Annotated in this window: 21 protein-coding genes; 12 read left to right on the forward strand and 9 right to left on the reverse strand. The window is 59.7% G+C overall.

The features are described from left to right. The first annotated feature begins 11 nt into the window (after positions 1-11). The gene (locus tag AC2FNL_RS07960; RefSeq protein ID WP_005983545.1) at positions 12-185 is read left to right on the forward strand and encodes a hypothetical protein; all 174 of its coding nucleotides are present in this window, start codon (positions 12-14) and stop codon (positions 183-185) included. Here the strand turns inward: AC2FNL_RS07960 and AC2FNL_RS07965 are convergent. Continuing rightward, a complete protein-coding gene (locus AC2FNL_RS07965) occupies positions 175-1329 on the reverse strand; it encodes an amidohydrolase (protein ID WP_496833056.1) in 1155 nt (384 codons plus the stop codon). The genes AC2FNL_RS07960 and AC2FNL_RS07965 overlap by 11 nt on opposite strands. After that, on the reverse strand, positions 1326-2276 hold the full coding sequence (gene lipA / locus AC2FNL_RS07970; protein ID WP_496833057.1) for a lipoyl synthase: 951 nt from the start codon (positions 2274-2276) through the stop codon (positions 1326-1328). Before lipA ends, AC2FNL_RS07965 begins: the two co-directional genes overlap by 4 nt. 265 nt (positions 2277-2541) lie before the next feature. Here lipA and AC2FNL_RS07975 point away from each other — a divergent pair, with 265 nt between their 5' ends. After that, a complete protein-coding gene (locus tag AC2FNL_RS07975; protein ID WP_496833058.1) occupies positions 2542-3090 on the forward strand; it encodes a peroxiredoxin in 549 nt (182 codons plus the stop codon). A gap of 48 nt (positions 3091-3138) precedes the next feature. Here the strand turns inward: AC2FNL_RS07975 and AC2FNL_RS07980 are convergent, their stop codons facing one another. Next, positions 3139-4062 (reverse strand): LysR substrate-binding domain-containing protein, encoded by a 924-nt coding sequence (locus tag AC2FNL_RS07980; protein ID WP_496833059.1) that lies wholly within the window; start codon positions 4060-4062, stop codon positions 3139-3141. A gap of 60 nt (positions 4063-4122) precedes the next feature. Then, positions 4123-5226: a DUF6456 domain-containing protein gene (locus AC2FNL_RS07985; protein WP_496833060.1), complete on the reverse strand. Its 1104-nt coding sequence runs from the start codon at positions 5224-5226 to the stop codon at positions 4123-4125. 250 nt (positions 5227-5476) lie between these two features. Here AC2FNL_RS07985 and AC2FNL_RS07990 point away from each other — a divergent pair, with 250 nt between their 5' ends. Continuing rightward, complete coding sequence (locus tag AC2FNL_RS07990; RefSeq protein WP_254920115.1) at positions 5477-5773, forward strand: DUF6477 family protein; 297 nt, start codon at positions 5477-5479, stop codon at positions 5771-5773. Here AC2FNL_RS07990 and AC2FNL_RS07995 read toward each other — a convergent pair. Further along, positions 5766-7310 carry a trimethylamine methyltransferase family protein gene (locus AC2FNL_RS07995; RefSeq protein ID WP_480753138.1) on the reverse strand — a complete coding sequence of 515 codons (1545 nt, stop codon included), beginning with the start codon at positions 7308-7310 and terminating at the stop codon, positions 5766-5768. The two genes, AC2FNL_RS07990 and AC2FNL_RS07995, sit on opposite strands and share 8 nt — an antisense overlap. 140 nt (positions 7311-7450) lie before the next feature. Next, complete coding sequence (locus AC2FNL_RS08000) at positions 7451-7888, reverse strand: GNAT family N-acetyltransferase (protein ID WP_496833061.1); 438 nt, start codon at positions 7886-7888, stop codon at positions 7451-7453. An 82-nt stretch (positions 7889-7970) separates the two neighbouring features. Here AC2FNL_RS08000 and guaA point away from each other — a divergent pair, with 82 nt between their 5' ends. The 9 genes from guaA (at position 7971) to AC2FNL_RS08045 (ending at position 17311) form a co-directional block, all read left to right on the forward strand. Continuing rightward, positions 7971-9530, forward strand: a complete 1560-nt coding sequence (guaA, locus tag AC2FNL_RS08005) for a glutamine-hydrolyzing GMP synthase (RefSeq protein WP_496833062.1) — start codon at positions 7971-7973, stop codon at positions 9528-9530. A gap of 98 nt (positions 9531-9628) precedes the next feature. Next, entirely contained in the window at positions 9629-10534 is a 906-nt protein-coding gene (locus tag AC2FNL_RS08010) for a DMT family transporter (protein ID WP_093962941.1), read from the forward strand. Positions 10535-10676: 142 nt separating this feature from the next. Continuing rightward, the gene (locus tag AC2FNL_RS08015) at positions 10677-11807 is read left to right on the forward strand and encodes an OmpP1/FadL family transporter (RefSeq protein WP_496833063.1); all 1131 of its coding nucleotides are present in this window, start codon (positions 10677-10679) and stop codon (positions 11805-11807) included. Positions 11808-11937: 130 nt separating this feature from the next. Further along, a complete protein-coding gene (locus AC2FNL_RS08020; protein WP_496833064.1) occupies positions 11938-12834 on the forward strand; it encodes a DMT family transporter in 897 nt (298 codons plus the stop codon). A 49-nt stretch (positions 12835-12883) separates the two neighbouring features. Then, positions 12884-13756 carry an ATPase gene (locus AC2FNL_RS08025; protein ID WP_480775146.1) on the forward strand — a complete coding sequence of 291 codons (873 nt, stop codon included), beginning with the start codon at positions 12884-12886 and terminating at the stop codon, positions 13754-13756. 37 nt (positions 13757-13793) lie between these two features. Next, on the forward strand, positions 13794-14711 hold the full coding sequence (metA, locus tag AC2FNL_RS08030; RefSeq protein WP_496833065.1) for a homoserine O-acetyltransferase MetA: 918 nt from the start codon (positions 13794-13796) through the stop codon (positions 14709-14711). Continuing rightward, on the forward strand, positions 14707-15654 hold the full coding sequence (locus tag AC2FNL_RS08035; protein WP_496833217.1) for an alpha/beta fold hydrolase: 948 nt from the start codon (positions 14707-14709) through the stop codon (positions 15652-15654). The genes metA and AC2FNL_RS08035 overlap by 5 nt, the downstream gene beginning before the upstream one ends. Before the next feature lie 49 nt (positions 15655-15703). Beyond that, positions 15704-16573 (forward strand): polyphosphate kinase 2, encoded by an 870-nt coding sequence (gene ppk2 / locus AC2FNL_RS08040; RefSeq protein ID WP_496833066.1) that lies wholly within the window; start codon positions 15704-15706, stop codon positions 16571-16573. A 123-nt stretch (positions 16574-16696) separates the two neighbouring features. Beyond that, positions 16697-17311 (forward strand): TetR/AcrR family transcriptional regulator, encoded by a 615-nt coding sequence (locus AC2FNL_RS08045; protein ID WP_093961897.1) that lies wholly within the window; start codon positions 16697-16699, stop codon positions 17309-17311. Between the two features lie 3 nt (positions 17312-17314). On the opposite strand, the gene AC2FNL_RS08050 is transcribed toward AC2FNL_RS08045, so the two are convergent. The 3 genes from AC2FNL_RS08050 to AC2FNL_RS08060 all read right to left on the reverse strand — a co-directional run bounded on the left by AC2FNL_RS08050 (position 17315) and on the right by AC2FNL_RS08060 (position 19708). Then, positions 17315-18373 (reverse strand): adenylate/guanylate cyclase domain-containing protein, encoded by a 1059-nt coding sequence (locus AC2FNL_RS08050; protein WP_093961896.1) that lies wholly within the window; start codon positions 18371-18373, stop codon positions 17315-17317. Next, positions 18370-18738 (reverse strand): group I truncated hemoglobin, encoded by a 369-nt coding sequence (locus AC2FNL_RS08055; protein WP_496833067.1) that lies wholly within the window; start codon positions 18736-18738, stop codon positions 18370-18372. Before AC2FNL_RS08055 ends, AC2FNL_RS08050 begins: the two co-directional genes overlap by 4 nt. Before the next feature lie 133 nt (positions 18739-18871). Next, complete coding sequence (locus AC2FNL_RS08060; RefSeq protein ID WP_496833068.1) at positions 18872-19708, reverse strand: glycosyltransferase family 25 protein; 837 nt, start codon at positions 19706-19708, stop codon at positions 18872-18874. Between the last annotated feature and the right edge of the window lie 110 nt (positions 19709-19818).

The raw sequence follows: 19818 nt of genomic DNA on the forward strand, positions 1-19818 counted from the left end.
CTCGAGGCCCCATGATCCTGCGCCACCTTCTGCGAATGTCCCGATGGGCGCGCAATCCGCCCTCGGACCAGCGGGTCAAGCTGGTGCTCGGCCTGATCGTGCTGTGTCTGGTGATTGCCGGCGTTGAATACATGGGCTGGTGGCCCGAATGGGCAACCAGCCAGCCACGCAAGCTCAGGCCGTGACCGGCGCGCCCAGCACCTGACGAATTGCCGCCAGAAAGATACCCGCACCGACAGGAATCAGCGCGTCGGGGAAATCATAGTCGGGGTTGTGAAGTTGCGGATGGTCAACCCCGGCCCCCAGCCAAAACATGGCGGTTTTCGACCCCTTGGCGAATTGCCCGAAATCCTCCGAGAACCGTTGCGACACGGTAGTCAGGCGCGGTTGCACCCCGGCCTGCGCGCAGGCGTGAGCCAGGATCTGAACGGCCTCTGGGTGGTTGACGCAGGCCTCGAACACGTCGTCATAGGTGACCTCAACACCCAGTCCCTCGTCGGCCGCAGCCTTGCGCACCAGCGCCTCGGCCTGATCGACCAGTTGCGCCATGCGCGCGTCGGAGACGGTGCGCAGCGTGACCCATATCTCGGCCTCACCGGGCGCCACGCCGAATGTCGGGGCCCCCAGTTGGGCGTGGGTGACGGTGGTCAACGCGTAATCCTCAGTCAGTTCGCCGCCCGGTCCCAAGGCAGCCAAGGCCGGCATCAACTCGGCCATGGCCGAGGCCGGTGACAGCCCGTCCTGCGGGGCCGCGGCGTGCGAGGTCTTGCCCGTCAGCCGCACCCGCATCCCGCGTGAGGCGCAATTGGCCGGGCCAGAGCACAGCTCGACCGCGCCCAGGTCCAGCCCCGGCAAGTTGTGCAGCGAGAACAGAAAATCCGGCTGTATCTCAGCATATTGCGGATCGTTCCGAAAGTCGCGTGCGCCCTGTCCGGTCTCTTCGGCGGGCTGGAAGATCAGCACGACGCGGCCGCGTGACACGGGCGTTTGCGCCAGGTCCTGCGCCACGCCCAGCACCATCGTCATGTGGCCGTCATGCCCGCACAGATGACCCTTGCCCGGAACCTGCGAGCAATAGGGTTTGCCCGCCATCTCCAAAATCGGCAGCGCGTCCAGTTCGCAGCGGATACCAACGGTCGGTCCCGGCTGGCCCGAGTCGAACACGGCCGCCACCCCATGCCCACCAATCCCGGTCAGTACCCGGCCAGCCACACCGCGCAATTGCTCGGCGATGAAAGCGGCCGTTTCGGCCTCTTCACCCGAGACCTCGGGCCGTTGGTGCAACGCGTGGCGCAGCGCAGTCAGTTGCGCGAGCCGTTCGGGCGTCACGCCTGCCCCAGCTTTTTCTGCCGCGCTGTCCGCAGGCGCGCGAAATCATCGCCCGCATGGTACGAGGACCGGGTCAGCGGCGTGGCTGAAACCATCAGGAACCCCTTGCCATAGGCGGCTTTTTCATAGGCCGCGAACTCTTCGGGCGTGACAAAGCGGTCCACGCGGTGGTGTTTCGGCGTGGGCTGCAGATACTGACCGATGGTCAGGAAATCGATGTCGGCGGCGCGCATGTCGTCCATGACCTGGCGCACCTGCTGTTCGTTCTCGCCCAGTCCGACCATGATGCCCGACTTGGTGAAGATCGACGGGTCCAGTTCCTTGACCCTCTGCAACAGACGCAGCGAGTGGAAATAGCGCGCGCCCGGGCGCACCTCGGGGTACAGTCCAGGCACGGTTTCAAGGTTGTGGTTGAACACGTCCGGCTTGGCCGCTACCACGGTTTCCAGAACCGACGGATCGCATTTCAGAAAATCCGGGGTCAGGATCTCGATCGTGGTCTTGGGCGAGCGGTGACGCACCGCGCGGATGGTCTGAGCGAAATGCTCGGCCCCGCCATCGGCCAGGTCGTCGCGGTCGACCGAGGTGATCACGACATGATTCAAACCCAGCTTTTCCACCGCATGTGCCACCCGGCCCGGTTCGAACGCGTCCAGCGCATCGGGGCGACCGGTGGCGATGTTGCAGAAGGTGCAGCCGCGGGTGCAGATCTCGCCCATGATCATCATTGTCGCGTGGCCCTGGCTCCAGCATTCGCCCACGTTCGGGCAGCCGGCCTCTTCGCAGACGGTGACCAGGTTGTTGTCGCGCATGATCCGGCGCGTGTCGGCATAGCCCTTGCCGCCGGGCGCTTTCACCCGAATCCAGTTGGGCTTTTTCGGCTGCGCATTGTCGGGCTTATGCGCCTTTTCCGGGTGACGTTGTTCAGGGATTTTCAGATCGCGCACGGGGCCGGTTTCCTGACTTTGGGTCAATTTGGTTGGTGCATAACATAAACCGGTCGGATGTATTACGCCAGCCGTGCATAGCAGCCATGCGTCAGCGTTTCGCAGATGCAAAATAGGAGCGCGATTTTCTAGGAGATCAACGCAAATTTCGACATGATTTCCATAGATAAGAGGATATTCGCAAACGCAGCACATCCCGTGTTGAAGCCGGTTTGGAATCGTTTTAACCCACGGGCCGAACAAATGTGAATCACAGGAGATGCCCATGAAAACCGGTGCCAAGCTGCCCGACGTGACGTTCCACACCCGCGTGCGCGACGACTCGATCGACGGGCCCAACCCGTTCCGCTGGGAAGACAAGACCACGGCCGATTACTTCGCAGGCAAGCGGGTCATCCTGTTCTCGCTGCCCGGTGCGTTCACGCCCACCTGCTCGACCTACCAACTACCGGGGTTCGAGAACAACTACGAGGCGTTCAAGGCCAAGGGCATCGACGAGATCTACTGCATGTCGGTCAATGACAGCTTTGTCATGAACAAATGGGCGACGGATCAGCGGCTGAAGAACGTCAAGGTCATCCCCGACGGGTCGGGCGAGTTCACCCGCAAGATGGGCATGCTGGTCGACAAGGCCAATCTGGGCTTTGGCATGCGGTCGTGGCGCTATGCCGCCATCATCAACGACGGTGTGGTCGAGGCGTGGTTCGAAGAGCCCGGCCTGATGGACAACTGCCCCGAGGACCCCTATGGCGTTTCGTCTCCCGAAAACCTGATGAAGCACCTGGAAGAAGCCCAGCAGCCCGAAATGGCCTGAGCCTTCAACCAGCCTCCACTCGAAGGGCTCGCCAAGTGCGGGCCCTTTTCAGTTCCGGGTTTCTGACACGATGTTTTCGCCGACCTGCCGGATCACCTGGGCCAGTTGATCGAACCACACCGCCCCATCCGACGAATCGCGCCGCACGAGGCCGATCTGCCGCGCGGGCTCCGGGACGCCGAACCGCAGCAGTTTCAGCCCCGGCACGGCATCGGCCTCGGAACGTGCCGCCAATTCCGGAATCAACGTCAGGCCGAACCCCTCGGCCACCAAACGCGACAGCGTGGCCAAAGACGACGCGCCCATGTTGATATGGGCGCTGGTCCGGTCCTGCCCGCACACCTCAAGCGCCTGATCCGTCAGGCAATGCCCGTCTTCCAGCAGCATCAGCTGGGCTGCGTTCAGGTCGATTGGGCGCAGAGCGTCGGGGCTGACGGTCAGGCTGTTCAGGCGCGTCTCGCTGCCGGCCAGCAGAAAACGGTCCTCGAACAGAGGCACCTCGTCCAGGCCGCGCGCGCCCACCGGCAGGGCTAGCACGGCGGCGTCGATCTCGCCCGCTTTCAGCATCGACAGCAACCGCTCGGTGCGCGCTTCGCGTACCTGAACGCGCAGGGACACATCCGCCGACCGCAGACCAGCCAAGACACCCGGCAAAAGATACGGTGCGACCGTCGGGATCAAACCGACCGACAGACTGCGATGCCCGGTGGAGTTGTCACGCGCGAACCGATCCAACCGCTCGGCCGCGCCCAAAATGCGCCGTGCGTGCTCAAGCGCATCGCGCCCCAACGGTGTCAGCAGAACATCACGGGCGCGCCTTTCAAACAGTGGCCCACCCATGATGTCTTCCAAAGCCCGGATCTGCACCGAAAGTGCCGGTTGAGATACGTGACACACCTGAGCGGCCCGGCCAAAGTTGCGCTGCTCGGCCACGGCGCGTAAGTATTGCAGCTGTCTAAGGGTAAAATTCATAACCCCTGATTATCACCTGCTGCGTTTTCCGCAACTCCGGCCAATCGAAACAAAGGTGTATCAGCCGATCAATCTGTCACACTCTGCTTGCTTCTCGTAATGGCGCTTGAGGCGCTGCAACGCAATGCGCAGCACGATCTTCCCGGAACGTGCTGACCAGCCCATCCGTTTCTCGGCCAGTTCGAGGCCTTCCAGATAGCAACAACACCGCAACGCAACGTCGCTCAGACCCGGACCCAGATCCGACAAAGCCCGAGCCACGCGATCACGCGCCTCAGACGACCCGCGCGCAACCTGCGCATCGGCTTCGAAACCTGCACGACCGCCAGCGGTAAGGAACCGGTCCCAGTTTTGCGTGACCCGCGGTCCGATCTGGGCCAGCTCGAAATCCTCGCGCAGTCGCTCTCCGGCACGCACCAGGCTTTCGTCAAGAAACGGCTTTCCATCCCGGTCGCGTCGGCGCGACAATGCAATCAGGGGGCTCTCTGCTGCGCAATAGCGGATGCGCCGTGGGCGCTTCTCGTCGGCTTGACTGCGCGTTTTGAACTTCGCCGGTGCCTCGGCCATCCCATATTCTGTCTGTGTCCGCGCGCGGTTTTCGGCATCGGCAATCAACTGGCTCAGTGCGGTTCGGCCCGTTTGCGTGATCCGGTAGCGTGACACACGCCCCGGATTGTCACAAACGATCCAGTCCTTCAGAGCCAAAGCCTGAGCGGTCTTGCAGTCAACAACGGCGGTCCGAGTTGTACCGCCCTCGCCGCTGTCACGGACAACGACCGCCTTTTCCATGTCCTCGGCCACGGCCAGAACCGCACCCGTTTCGCAAAGGCGCCGCAGAACCCGCAGAGCCTCACGCTCGAACGCCTCGTCTTCGGCATTGGGAATGCGATGAGGATCATCGCCGACGCCGAAGAAGGGACCAGAGGCCACTTCATTCCCCGCACCGGGAAAGTGTGTTTCGGCAAGTGACTGCAGTGCTTTATCCACCAAGGGATCGTCGCGGCGCATTTCGATCCTTCGGATCTGTCGCAGAATGGTTGACGCGTGACACCCTGCCGACCGCGCCAGATCCCGGATCGACCGTCCCGCCTCGGTATGGGCCAGGTATCGCTGTGCCCCTTCGGGAACCCAAGCTGGAACGGTGAATGCGGTGCTGTTTTCCATCGTTATTCGCCCTCGTCGACAATCAAACTGCCACTGTCCGCCGTCGGATAAAGTGTTAACCAAATCTACCTAGAGTTGCTTTCGTTACTCGTTCGTTAACCTCCAACGGCTCTGACCAGAATTGATTCAAAAAGATAAACAGTCGTGAAACCATCGTTCGGCGCGAGCCATGTCACGGCAACACCCGCTTGGGTTGTGCCAAGTTGCTGCAGGAAAAATTGAACAGAGGAACGCCGAAATGCAGGACCTGATGACTATGATCACCGCCCTCCGCCGCCCACGGCTACTGTCTCGGGCAGCCAAGGTCGGAGCACAGGAATACGACCGTGACCGCCACTTGCAGCGCCTGTTCGGCTATGGCGCGCTACCGGGAACCGGAGCGGCCTTGATGCGACTGTTGGAGATGGAGCGGAGCGTCGACGACCAACGACGCTCGGGCGACGCCGCGTATTCGCTGGTTCGCCACCTGGACCTACTGATCGCACTGATTGGTGAGGCGCGACTGCATCAAGCCAGCCGCGCCCCGGAACTTCATGTCGTCAAGTGAAGGCGTCGGGCATGGACGCTTTCTTTTCCTCGACATAGGCGGTTAGTGCCGCCAGTTTTTCCGGGTCGAGTTGCGGTTGCTGGTAGTTGGCCAGCAGATGCTCGACCCGGGCCGAGGCCAGCATGCGCGTGTCCCGCGCACCCTCTTCTTCCCATGTTTCAAAGGGTTTGTAGTCCAGCAGGTCGGTCTTCCAGAAGGCGCTTTGGAAATTGGCCTGGGTGTGCGCACAACCAAGATAGTGGCCACCAGGACCCACCTCACGAATCGCGTCCATGGCCTGCGCGTTTTCATCATAGGCCACCCCTTTGGCCAACGCATGAAGCGCTCCCAACTGATCGGCATCCATGACGAATTTTTCGAAATCGGCGACCAGACCGCCTTCGAGCCAGCCACATGCATGCAACATGAAGTTGACGCCTGACAGCAGACCCATATTCAGCGAGTTTGCAGTCTCATAAGCCGCTTGCGCGTCCGGAAGCTTGGATCCACAGAACGACCCGGCCGAGCGGTAGGGAACACCCAAACGGCGCGCCAACTGACCGGCTCCATAGGTGATGTGCGCGGCTTCGGGCGTGCCAAAGGTCGGTGCACCAGAGTTCATGTCGATCGACGACACGAATGCGCCGAAAATGGCCGGTGCGCCCGGACGGATGATCTGACTGTAGGCGATGCCGGCCAGCACCTCGGCCAGCACCTGCGTCAGAGTACCAGCAACCGAAACCGGGGCCATCGCGCCGCCCACGATGAAGGGCGAAATGATGCAGGCCTGATTGTTGCGGGCATAGACTTCCAGCGACCCCATCATCACGTCGTCGAACGTCATCGGCGAGTTGATGTTGGTGAGCGAGGTCATCACGGTGTTTTCCTGAACGAACTCCTTGCCGAACAGAATCTCGCACATCTCGACTGAATCCTGCGCCCGGCTGGGATCGGTCACCGAACCCATGAAGGGTTTGTCAGACAGCGTCATATGCGCCATCAGCATGTCGAGGTGCCGCTTGTTCACCGGTATGTCGGTGGGTTCGCAGACGGTGCCGCCCGAATGGTGCAGCCATTTGGACATGTAGGCCAGTTTCACGAACTTGTTGAAATCGTCCATCGTGGCATAGCGGCGGCCACCCTGTGCGTCCCGCACGAAAGGCGGTCCGTAGACCGGCGCCAGCACCAGGTTGCGCCCGCCGATCACCACCGATTTTTCCGGGTTGCGCGCGTGCTGCGTGAATTCCTTGGGTGCGGTCTTGATCAGTTCGCGGGCCAGACCTCGCGGAATGCGAACGCGCTCACCGTCGATGTCGGCCCCGGCATCGCGCCAGCGTTCCAGCGCCGCGGGGTTGTCGACGAAATTGACGCCGACCTCCTCCAGCACGGTTTCCGCATTGGCCTCGATGATCTCCAACGCTTCGTCATTGAGGATCTCGAAGTTCGGAATGTTGCGTTCGATATACTTCGCCGTTTCGATCCGAACCGCGGTACGCTCGGCCCGGCGGGCGGCGCCTCCGCCACCACGCGCTCTGCGTCGGGTGCTTGCCTCTGTCATGAGATGATCCCGTGTGAAAGTTTAGATTGGATTGCTTGTTACAAGATGCCGCGACTTCACCAGATGTGGATTCCGGCGCAATAGGGGGAAAAGCGACATATTTCGCGCTGTCCAGTACCTGCAACAGGCCTTACGAGGCGTCAGGTTGGTTTGCTGAAATAGACCTTGCTTCCCTCATGCCCGGTCTCCTGCCACCCAAGATGACGGTACATCGCACGGGTGTCCGCCATCAGACGGTGGGTTGTCAGGCGCATGTTCCGAACCCCGTTTTCGCGGACCTCTGCCGCGACGAAATCGACCAGCCGGCGAGCAATACCCTGCCCTTGCGCAACAGGTGAAACGGCCAGATTGAAGATCATCGCGGTTTCTCTTTCGAAACCAAAAACCACGACACCGTGCAGGGATGTTTCATCCACGGCCACAACTACGTTCCGGTCGCGAATGTCCTCCTCGACCCCCTCGGTCACATCCGGCAGGTCCGGAATGGTCTGGCGCGCGGCGGTATAGGCCGCTTCGATGCATCGGCGGATGGGCTCCGCATCGGTTGCCACAGCCCTTCTGAGCGAAATTCCAGTCATTCAATGCGCTCCGCGTCACTCTTTCCCGCCAAATGACGTCAAGGCGCTTGCACATGCAAGGCTTCCGACCTAAAGGCCGGGTATGACCGAGACATCCCATGACCGCCTTCTGATCATCGACTTCGGCAGCCAGGTGACGCAGCTGATCGCCCGCCGCCTGCGCGAGTTGAACGTCTATTGCGAAATCCACCCCTACCAGAACGTCACGATGGATTTCGTGCGGGACATGGCCCCGCGCGCCATCATCTTTTCCGGCGGACCGGACAGCGTGACCCGCGAGGGATCACCGCGCGTCCCGCAAGAGATCTTCGACTATGGCGTTCCGATCCTTGGCATCTGCTATGGCCAGCAGGTCATGATGCACCAGTTGGGCGGCAAGGTCGAAAGCGGCCATGGCACAGCCGAGTTCGGCCGGGCCTTCGTGACGCCGCGTGGCAAGCTCGACCTTTTGGAGGGCTGGTTTACAGATGGCAATGAACAGGTCTGGATGAGCCACGGCGATCATGTCAGCCAAGTCGCACCGGGGTTCGAGGTGTTCGGCACTTCGCCCAACGCGCCCTTCGCGATCACCGCCGATACCAACCGCCATTTCTATGCCGTTCAGTTCCACCCCGAAGTGCACCACACCCCCAAGGGCGCAAAACTGTACGAGAACTTCGTGAAACTGGCCGGGTTCAAGGGCGACTGGACCATGGGCGCCTATCGCGACGAGATGATCCGCAAGATCCGCGAACAGGTCGGCGACAAGAAGGTGATCTGCGGCCTGTCGGGCGGCGTCGACAGCTCGGTCGCGGCGATTCTGATCCACGAGGCGATCGGCGACCAGCTGACCTGCGTTTTCGTCGATCACGGCCTGCTGCGCAAGAACGAGGCGCAGGAAGTCGTCTCGATGTTCCGCGACAACTACAACATCCAGCTGATCCACGCGGATGAATGCGAGCTGTTCCTCGGCGAACTCGAGGGCGTCGCGGACCCCGAGACCAAGCGCAAGATCATCGGCAAGCTGTTCATCGACGTGTTCCAGAAACACGCCGACACGATCGAGGGTGCCGAGTTCCTGGCCCAAGGCACGCTCTACCCAGATGTCATTGAATCGGTGTCGTTTTCCGGCGGCCCATCGGTCACGATCAAATCGCATCACAACGTCGGCGGCCTGCCCGAGAAGATGGGCCTGAAGCTGGTCGAGCCGCTGCGCGAACTGTTCAAGGACGAGGTTCGCGCGCTGGGCCGCGAACTGGGCCTTCCGCCCAGTTTCATCGGCCGCCACCCCTTCCCCGGACCGGGCCTGGCCATCCGCTGCCCAGGCGAGATCACCCGCGAAAAGCTGGAGATCCTGCGCGAGGCCGATGCGATATATATCGACCAGATCCGCAAGCACGGCCTGTATGACGAGATCTGGCAGGCCTTCGTCGCGATCCTTCCGGTGCGCACGGTCGGCGTGATGGGCGACGGGCGCACCTATGACTATGCCTGCGCCTTGCGGGCGGTAACTTCGGTCGATGGGATGACCGCCGATTACTACCCGTTCACCCACGAATTCCTGGGCGAAACCGCAACCCGGATCATCAACGAGGTCAAGGGCATCAACCGCTGCACCTATGACATCACCTCCAAGCCTCCGGGCACGATCGAGTGGGAATGACACGAAAAGCCGGGCACTGACCCGGCTTTTTTGTTGTTGTGAACCGGCGTCGGTTTTGGTTCGGTGGCCAAACGCAAGCTCAGCCCAAGGATCGAAACATGCGCGATAGCAAATCGATGATTGCCAAAACCGCGCTTTGGATGACCGGCGCGATCGCTTCGTTCTCGTCAATGGCCGTTGCCGGGCGCGAGCTTAGCCTGACGCATGACACCTTTGAAATCATGATGTACCGCAGCATTGTGGGCGTCATCGTCGTTTCGGCCGTTTTGACGGCAACCGGAAAATGGCACCAGGTATCGACACAACGTCTGGGCCTGCACGCGGTTCGAAACTCGTTGCATTTTGCGGGCCAAAACCTGTGGTTCTACGCTGTCAGCGTCATCCCGCTGGCGCAGGTTTTTGCGTTGGAGTTTACGCAACCGATATGGGTCGTTCTTCTGTCTCCGCTTCTGCTGGGCGAACGCCTGACACCCACGCGGGTCATGTCGGCAATCATAGGTTTCGCAGGCATACTGATCGTCGCCCGACCCGGAGCTACGCCGCTCACGCCCGGTGTTCTCGCAGCGGCCTCCTCGGCTGTTTTCTTTGCGCTTACAACGATTTCGACAAAGAAGTTGACAGGGTTCGCCAGCATCGGATGCATCGTTTTCTGGCTGACTACGATGCAGGCCGTAATGGGTCTTGCTGTTGCCGGAGCAGACGGGCAGATCGTCCTGCCAACCGCCCAAAGCGCGCCCCTGTTGTTGCTGGTCGGGCTGGCCGGCCTGCTGGCCCATTTCTGCATTACAAACGCGCTTGCCATCGCTCCGGCCACGGTCGTTATTCCCTTTGATTTCGCGCGCCTGCCGACCATCGCGATCGTTGGGATGCTGCTGTATCACGAACCCTTGGATCAGTGGACCATGCTGGGCGCCGTCGTGATTTTCTCGGGCATCTTCCTGAATGTCTGGTCCGAGGGCCGCACGGGATCGGGCACTCTGGCAAAAACCACACACAAAAACTGACGTTCGGTCACTGGCGGAAACTAACGTATGGTCAGTGGTTGACGTTTTTTTAAACTCCCCGTGAATAATGGTCACAGAAGTTACCGCCACTGACACTCACAAAACAATACCGTGGCGCCGGATAGTGAAAAGGGAGGAATACATGAAGAAAGCGCTGTTACAGGCGTGCGTGCTCTGTGCAGGGGCAACCGCCGCTCATGCCGGCGGTATCGACCGTAGTGGGCAAGGCATCAACATTATTTTTGAAGAAGGTTCCGTCGTACAGTTTCGCCTGGGCTACACCAACCCAAGCGTAAGCGGCACGATGCTGGGCGTGGACTCGGGCAACGTTGCAAATGACTTCTTCTCGCCTCATCTCGCGTACAAGCACGCCTTCACTGATCAGCTCGACTTTGCGCTGATCTACGACGAACCGTTCGGTGCCGATATCGCCTACGGTTCGAACTACCCGCTCTCGCAGAACCCGATCCCGGGCGGTCGCACTGACGTTCTGCGTGCGAAGGCCGACACAGAGGCTATTACTGCCCTGTTACGCTACAAATTCGACGGCGGCTTCAGCGCCATCGGTGGTCTGCGCATTCAGCGACTCAGCGCTGACGTTGCCGTTCCGGCGGCGGCTGGTTACGAGGTGAATGCCGACAAGGACACCGCGCTGGGTTACGTCGTGGGTGTGGCTTGGGAAAAGCCCGAGATCGCAGCGCGCGTTGCGCTGACCTACAACTCGAAGATCTCGCATGACTTGTCGCAAACCGAGTCGCTAAACCCTCCCCCCCCGGCCCCTGGAGGTTTTGTTGCGACATTCGACACTTCCAGCGAGGTCGTTTCTCCGCAATCGGTGAACCTGGACTTCCAGACCGGCGTTGCCCCCAAGACACTGCTGTTCGGATCGATCCGCTGGGTCGACTGGCCGCAAACGGTTTACGATCCGCCGAACTATCCGCCGTCCAGCGCGCTGGTGGACTATGACGATCCGACCTGGACCTATTCGCTGGGTCTTGGCTACCAGTTCTCCGAACAGTTCTCGGGCGCAGTGACCCTTGGCTATGAATCGGCAACCAATGAGCCCGTTTCAAACCTGGGTCCGACCGACGGGTTCTGGAGCATCGGCCTTGGCGGCACCTACTCGATGGAACGTGCCAAGATTTCGGGCGGCGTTCGCTATACCGATCTGGGCGACGCAACCGCTGACGGTGCTGGCCCCGGGGCGCGGGCTAACTTCTCTGGAAACAGCGCGTGGAGCGTTGGTATTCAGGTTACCTACGCCCTGAACTAAGGGATACGCTCATACAGAATTGGAAAACCCCGCCCTTGTGGCGGGGTTTTTCGCATGATCCGGGTCGCTTACCGAATTGCCGAATGCAAGTATTCCGCGTGAGGCAAACAGAAACACGCAAGAAATGGCTATGACCCAACAAAAATCCCTCTCCGCCCTTGCCTGGTTCGAGCTCATTCTTCTTGGACTGATCTGGGGCGCGTCCTTCCTCGCGATCCGCGTCGCACTGGACACGATACCTGTGATGACGACCGTGTTTCATCGCGTTTTCTGGGCGGCGTTTGCGCTTTGGGCCGTCGTCCTCCTCCGCCAAGAAACGATACCAAGGGACCCGCGTATTTGGGGCGCTTTTCTGGTCATGGGGCTGCTGAACAACGTATTGCCCTTCTCGCTGATGGCCTGGGGCCAATTGTATGTCGACACCGGTCTGACCTCGATCTTGAACGCTGCCACGGCAATCTTCGGTGTTCTGGTTGCGGCTGCGTTCTTTCCCGACGAGCGACTGACCAATCGTCGAGCTGTGGGTATTGCGCTTGGCTTTGGCGGAGTTTCCACCGCAATCGGATTGCACAATTTCCTTGGGTTCAGCCTGCAAAGCGCTGCTCAGTTGGCCATTCTGGCCGGGACCGTATCCTATGCGCTGGCGGCTGTCTGGGCCCGTCTGCGCTTGTCAGGTCTGGCGCCGCAGGTTGCAGCGGCGGGAATGCTGAGCGGGTCGACCATCGTCATGCTGCCGGTAATGCTGGTCTTCGACGGTGCGCCATCATTCGACCTGCCCATGACAACTTGGCTCGCCGTAGCCTATTACGCACTCGTCGCTACGGCCGGGGCCTACCTGCTGTACTACAGGGTTCTGGCCGCAGCCGGCAGCGGCAACCTGCTGCTGGTCACCCTGATCATCCCTCCAGTCGCCATTCTGCTGGGCGCTTATGTCCGGCACGAAACCCTTGCCCCGAATGCCTTCATCGGCTTTGCAATCCTTGCATTGGGGTTATTGATCCTAAGCCGAGCCCGCGGCCGAGATTGACGCCATCGCCGGGCCGATTTAGCTAGGACAAAACAAGGGACGGTTGCACATGATCTACAGCTCGGCAAAGGACTGGCGCGAAGCGGCGCGCAAAAAGGTGCTGTTTTTCGGCATGTCCGGCTTGGGCAAGACTTACGTGTCGAACATCCTTCGCGACTCGGGCGACTGGTTCCACTATTCGATCGATTATCGAATTGGCACGCGTTACATGGGTGAATACATCACCGACAACGCAAAGGCCGAGGCAATGAAGGTTCCCTTTCTGCGGGATCTGCTGCTCTCTGACTCGATCTATATCGGATCCAACATTTCGTTCGAAAACCTGACGCCGGTCGCCGCCTATCTGGGCAAACCCGGAAACCCGGACCTGGGTGGGCTGGCGATGCCGGAATATCGGCGTCGGCAAGAGCAGTTCCGGCAGGCCGAAATCCACGCTCTGCTGGACACCGAATATTTCATTGACCGCGCTCAGCGTCTGTACGGGTACCCGCATTTCATCTGTGACACCGGCGGGTCAATCTGCGAATGGGTGGACCCTGACAATCCTTCCGACCACGTCCTGTCGGAACTGTCGCGCCAGACCCTGATGGTCTGGATCAAGGGCGACGACGACCACACGGCCGAACTGATCCGACGGTTCGACAAGGCCCCCAAACCGATGTCGTATCAGGCCGATTTCCTGACACGCACCTGGCAGGAATACCTTGATCAGCACGGCTGCGCCGAGGCAGAGGTCAATCCAGACGACTTCATCCGCTGGACCTATGCCCGCGCCCTGGCCCACCGTCAGCCCAGATACCAATCCATGGCTGAGAATTGGGGGGTCACCGTTACCGCCGACGCAATCGGCAAGGTGCGGGATGCCCGTGATTTCGATGAGTTGATCGAGAGCACACTTGAGACCCGCGCCGCGGCGTCCTAACTAGAACGCTTCAGAAGAAACTGGAAAAGCCCGCCTCATGCCTATCAAGATTCCGTCCGACCTCCCGGCCTTTGACGTTCTGACGAAAGAGGGTGTCATGGTCATGGCCGAGGATCAGGCTGCACGGCAGGACATCCGCCCCCTGAAGATCGGGTTGCTGAACCTGATGCCGAAGAAAATCCAGACCGAAAACCAGTTTGCCCGGTTGATCGGCGCGACGCCGCTGCAGATCGAGTTGTCTCTGATCCGCATGACCGAGCATCAGACGAAAAACACCGCGGCCGAACACATGGAAGAGTTCTACCGCCCTTTTCAGGACGTGAAGGACCAGAAATTTGACGGCCTGATCATCACCGGCGCCCCCATCGAGCATCTGGAATTTCAGGACGTCACCTATTGGGACGAACTGACTGAAGTGTTTGAATGGACCCGAACCAATGTGCATTCGACCTTCGGCGTGTGCTGGGGTGGCATGGCGATGATCTACCATTTTCATGGCGTCAAAAAGCATATGCTGGACGCCAAGGCCTTTGGGTGTTTCCGGCATCGGAACCTGTTGCCGGCCTCGCCTTTCCTGCGAGGTTTCTCGGATGACTGCGTGATCCCGGTCAGTCGCTGGACCGAAGTCCGGCAGGATGAAATCGACGCTGCCAAAGGGCTTGTGACCCTTTTAGGCAGCGACGAGGTCGGTCCGTGTCTGGTTGAAGATCGGCAGAACCGGGCGCTGTATATCTTCAATCACTTCGAATACGACAGTGACACGCTGAAACAGGAATACGATAGGGACGTGGCCAATGGCACTCCGATCAACGTACCCATCAACTATTATCCCGACGATGACCCGTCCCGCACGCCTCAGAATCGGTGGCGTAGCCATGCGCATCTGCTGTATGGGAACTGGATCAACGAAATCTACCAGACCACTCCTTTCGACATGACGAAAATTGGTCATTAAGTCGTTGATATACCTAGGCCTGTTTGCGGCCCTTTTTGCGGCTTTGACGGCTTGGCTTGCCGCACGCCATGAGGCCCGGGCCGAGGCCGCGTTTCCGCCAGAGGGTCAGATATTGGATGTCGACGGCGTTGCTGTACATGCCGTCGTCATTGGCGAAGGCCCGGATGTCGTCCTGATCCACGGGTCCAGCGGCAATACCCGGGACATGACGTTTGCTCTGGCGCCGTTGCTGGCAAAATCCTTTCGGGTCATTGTATTTGACCGACCGGGGCTGGGCTATTCTCAGAGCTTCTCGGCGGAGGGCGAAACCATCGTTGAGCAGGCAGAAATCCTGCAGAAAGCTGCCGCGATGCTGGGGGCCGACAAACCCATCGTAGCCGGTCAAAGCTATGGCGGGTCGGTATCGCTGGCCTGGGCTGTGACGCGACCTGACAACATCTCGGCTCTGGTCCTGATCGCCCCGGCCGCGGTGCCATGGGAAACTCCGCTCGATTCCTTCAACCGGATTACCTCGACCGCCTGGGGAAATGCTCTCGTCCTGCCGTTGATCACCGCCTACGTTCCGGACTGGTACGTCAACAAGGCCCTGGATACGGTCTTTGCCCCCCAAACGGCACCCGAAGGCTATGCCGAGCACTTTGGCCCGCCCCTGACGCTCCGCCGGTCGTCGATGCATGCCAACGCAAAACAACGGGCCAACCTCCTGAACGAAGTTGCCGAGCTGCAACCGCGCTACCCCGAGATTTCGGTGCCCACCGAAATTGTGCATGGTACGGCAGACACCACAGTTGGGCTGGGCTGGCATTCCGAGCGGTTAATCGAACAAATCCCCGGCGCTGAGCTGATCGAACTTGAAGGTATGGGTCACATGCCTCAAGTGGTGGCCGCTCCAGAAGTTGCTGCTGCGATCGAACGTGTCGCCGAACGAGCGGATTTGCGTTAACCCCGCCCGTAATCCATAGTAGAAACTGGATTTTATGGCGAGGCAACTCATGACCCGTGCAGCGGACCGAGCAATCAACAGCTACTTTCGGAACGACGCTCCCGAGAGCGTGCGAAAGGCCATCGAAGACGCTGAAAAAGGCGACATCCTCAACCCCAGCTACCCATATCAGGAAAGGATGAAGCGCAAGGACTATGACAATCAGATGGAGGCCCTGCAGATCGAACTGGTCAAGATGCAGGCATGGGTCAAGGAAACCGGACAACGCATCGCGATCGTGTTCGAGGGCCGGGATGCAGCAGGCAAAGGCGGTACGATCAAGCGATTCCGGGAAAACGTGAACCCGCGTGGCGCCCGCAATGTCGCCCTCAGCAAACCCTCCGACGCCGAGCGCAGCCAATGGTATTTCCAGCGGTACATCCAGCACCTGCCATCAGCCGGCGAGATCGTTTTCTTCGATCGCAGCTGGTACAACCGGGGGGTCGTCGAAAACGTGTTTGGATTCTGTACCGCAGACCAGCGGGAACGCTTCTTCAGGCAAGTCATGCCGCTGGAGATCGGGCTTGTGCATGACGGCATTCACCTTTTCAAGTTCTGGCTCAACGTCGGACGCGCAGAACAGCTCAATCGGTTTCTCGCGCGCGAGAATGACCCGCTGAAACAATGGAAACTGAGCCCTATCGACATCGCCGGTCTGGGCAAATGGGATGAATACACGCAGTCAATTTCCGAAACTCTGACACGCTCCCACTCCGATCTGTGCCCTTGGACGATCATCCGTTCAGACGACAAGAAGCGCGCGCGGCTTGCGGCAATCCGGGCGGTATTGTCGAACGTGGACTATGACGAAAAGGACGTCGAAGCCGTTGGCGAGCCCGACCCGATGATTTGTGGCGGACCGGAAATCTGGGATGCGTAGTCTAGGGCGTCTTTGGTCAAGCATTGGTCCCTTTGATCATGTCTCAAGGATTGGACCTGCTGCCCCGCGTGCATTATGTCTGGTTGGTAAAAGAGCACGCAAACACAGGCAGGTGCCGTCGGAATGACCAAACGCGGCTATCACCATGGGAATCTTAAACAGGCGCTGATCGACGCCGCCCTCTCGCTGATCGAGGAAAAAGGTCCGACCGGCTTTACCCTGTCTGAAGCCGCAAAACGGGCCGGTGTCACCCCAGCCGCGGTTTACCGACACTATCAGGGTCGCGAGGATCTGATCGCCGAGGCGGCCCGTCAGGGGTTCGAGATGTTCGCGGACCTCATGCAGTATGCCTATGACAAGGGGCAGCCCTCGGCGCTGGCCGCTTTCGAAGCGACCGGGCGTGCATATCTGGCGTTTGCGCGCAAGCATCCCGGCCATTACATCTCGATGTTCGAAAGCGGAATCTCGGTCAACCGGACGCCCGAGCTGGCGTTGGCCGCCAACCGGGCAAAAGAGGTTCTGGAAATGGCTGCGGCCGATCTTTCAGAACACATCCCGCCGGAAAAGCGCCCACCGGCGTCTATGTTCAGCGCGCATATCTGGGCGATGAGCCATGGTGTCGTAGAGCTTTATGCCCGCAATGCGGGGGCCAGTTCGCCCTTCCCGCCCGAAGACCTGCTGGAATCCGGGATCGGCATTTACCTCAGAGGGTTGGGGCTGGTGCCGCCCGACGAATGATCGTCAAAACATTCGGCTGGCATGCGGTGCGTTCAGCCGTGAGGTGACATTGATCAGATCCATCATGCCCATCCCCTTGATGTCGACCGGACCCAGGTCCGAGACCTGGAATTCATCGATCAGCGCATATTTCATCTCTTCGGGGGCAACGATGTTCATGGGGTTCGCAAAGACCTGCAACCGCGATGCGATGTTCACGGCCGGTCCAAAAACGTCATAGACGTATTTCTGGATCCCTACCACGGACCCAACGGCCGGCCCCATGCCAAGCCCGATCCGGGCCTGCCATTTGTGCGGATGACTTTCGTTGCGCCGTTCCAGATACCGCAGAAATCGGACCGCACAATGCGCAACCGCCGTGGCATGGTCGGGCGTCGCGTCCGGCATGCCTGACACCGCAAGATAAGCGTCTCCGATCGTCTTGATCCGTTCACAGCCGAACTGTTCGACGATCCGGTCGAAGGCGGTGAAGATGTCATTCAACTCACTGAGGGTGACCGTAGGGTCGGTTTTTGCCGCAAAATCCGTAAAGCCGACGAAATCCAGCATGACCACGGAAACCTGATCATACAGCTGAGGCGTCACTACGCCGAAGGTTTTGAACTCTTCATAGACCGCACGCGGCATCAGGTTCAGCAAAAGCCGTTCGACCCTTTCCTTTTCTCTTTCCAACTCGCGAGTATTGCGCTCGACCATTGTCGAATAGCTGTCGATCATGCTTTCCAGCTCACGAATTTTCGTGATGTTCTGACATTCGACAACCAGAACCTGCTCATCCATCCCATTGGCCAAGGAAATCGTCACCGCGAAGATCAGCGTGCGGCGTTTCGGCTTCATCTGCAGCTCTGCCGAATACCGCAGGCCCGATTGCTTAACGTCATCCAGCTCGCGCTGGTCCAGATCCGGCAAAATATCCAAAAGTGTCTGACCGGGCTCGGGTTTGCCGAACCATTCGGCGAATGGGCCATTGTGGAACACGAAGGTCAGGTCCGAGGCCCGCAACACCGCAACACCGACCCCGATGGCACGTAGCAGATGCTCGTTGATGGCCAGAATGCTCATGCCGCATCCCGGGCAACGATGATCGCCCTCTTGCCTTCGATCGCAGCCAGCGCGACTTGCACGTCATCTTCGGTCATTCCATGAATTGAAAGGGCTTCACCGAACAGCGTAGCCATCTCGTCGAAATCACCATGGCTGATGTTGAGGTGCCGATGCACGGCCTCGATACGATCATCACTGAAAGACGCTGGACCACCCACCAGAGACGAAACGAACTTGGTTTGGTGATCGATCAACCGAGGCATGTCGATGTCTTCGAAGTAGCCTCCGATCTCATCCGATTCCAATGCCATTTCGTAAAATGTCATCACGATCCGGCTGATGGTTTTGAACCCGCCGTATTTCTCGTAAATCGTTTGACCCACACCAAAACCCCAAAAAATCGCGCAATAACACTGTGAGGTTATATCAAATCGAGAGTTTTGTTAACGTTTATGCGCTTTGCGACCGGCGCGGATGGTTGGAACCGCTCGGTTTTTCACCATCGGCTCAAAGACTTCAGGACCAAGGGCGCACGATCAGATCGTCGGCACAGGGAATGAAGTCCACCAAGCCACCGCGCTGGACAAGCCGCGCCTGACCGCCCAGCTTCCATTTCAGTTTGCGGCCGGCCGACTGAAGCTCGCGCCGCAGCCGAAACCATGTGGGGCCCTTGTCCAATCCGCTGTTCGTGGCGGCGTTTTGGGTTCGCTCACTGCTTTTGATCGGCTCGTCGATCTGCTCCTGCCGTCCCGACCAGATCATCTGAACACCAACGGCCGGAAAGCACTGAAACATGTTCCAATCCCTGCGCGGCAACGACAGAAAGTCATCGAGATGGTCAGAATATCTCTGCGACCAGGCCAACAGTTTGCGGCAGCCTGCCTGTGACAGAACATAGGCCGCCGCACTTGGCGCCATTTCCAACATTGGGCGCACGCGGGCATTTCCGATCCCGGTCTCCGGCCCAAAGCGCAGTGACCGGGGCGAGTAATCCAATTTGACGCAATCATAGGCTTCCGGGTGGTTCAGCACTTCGGTGATCACCCGGCCAGCGTCAGAGGACATTTCCACATCATCCTCAAAGACGACAGCGGCTGGAAGGTTCCGATCGACGATCCGCTGCCAAACCGATCTATGGCTTTCGAAACAGGCGATTTCGCTGGTCGTCAGACCCCAGCGCGTTCCCGTTCCCGCAACATATCCGTTTTGCTCCAACGCACCCGGCTGACTGGCATCCGTCGCACTGATCCTATGTGCCCCCACAAGGCCCGCCTTCAGAAACTGCGCCTCCATGAACGCCCGGCGCTCGGGCACACGGTCCAGATTGATGTAATAGACGTTGTCGCCTGCCATCTGCTGGGTTATCTGCACCGGAAGTCCTTTCGCATCGCGCCGCTTTATTGGCCATATCCCCTGTTGGGACTGGAAGTCCAGATTGCACCACTGGCAGAAGTACGGCCAGC

The organism is Ruegeria sp. CRTD044 (assembly GCF_059613485.1).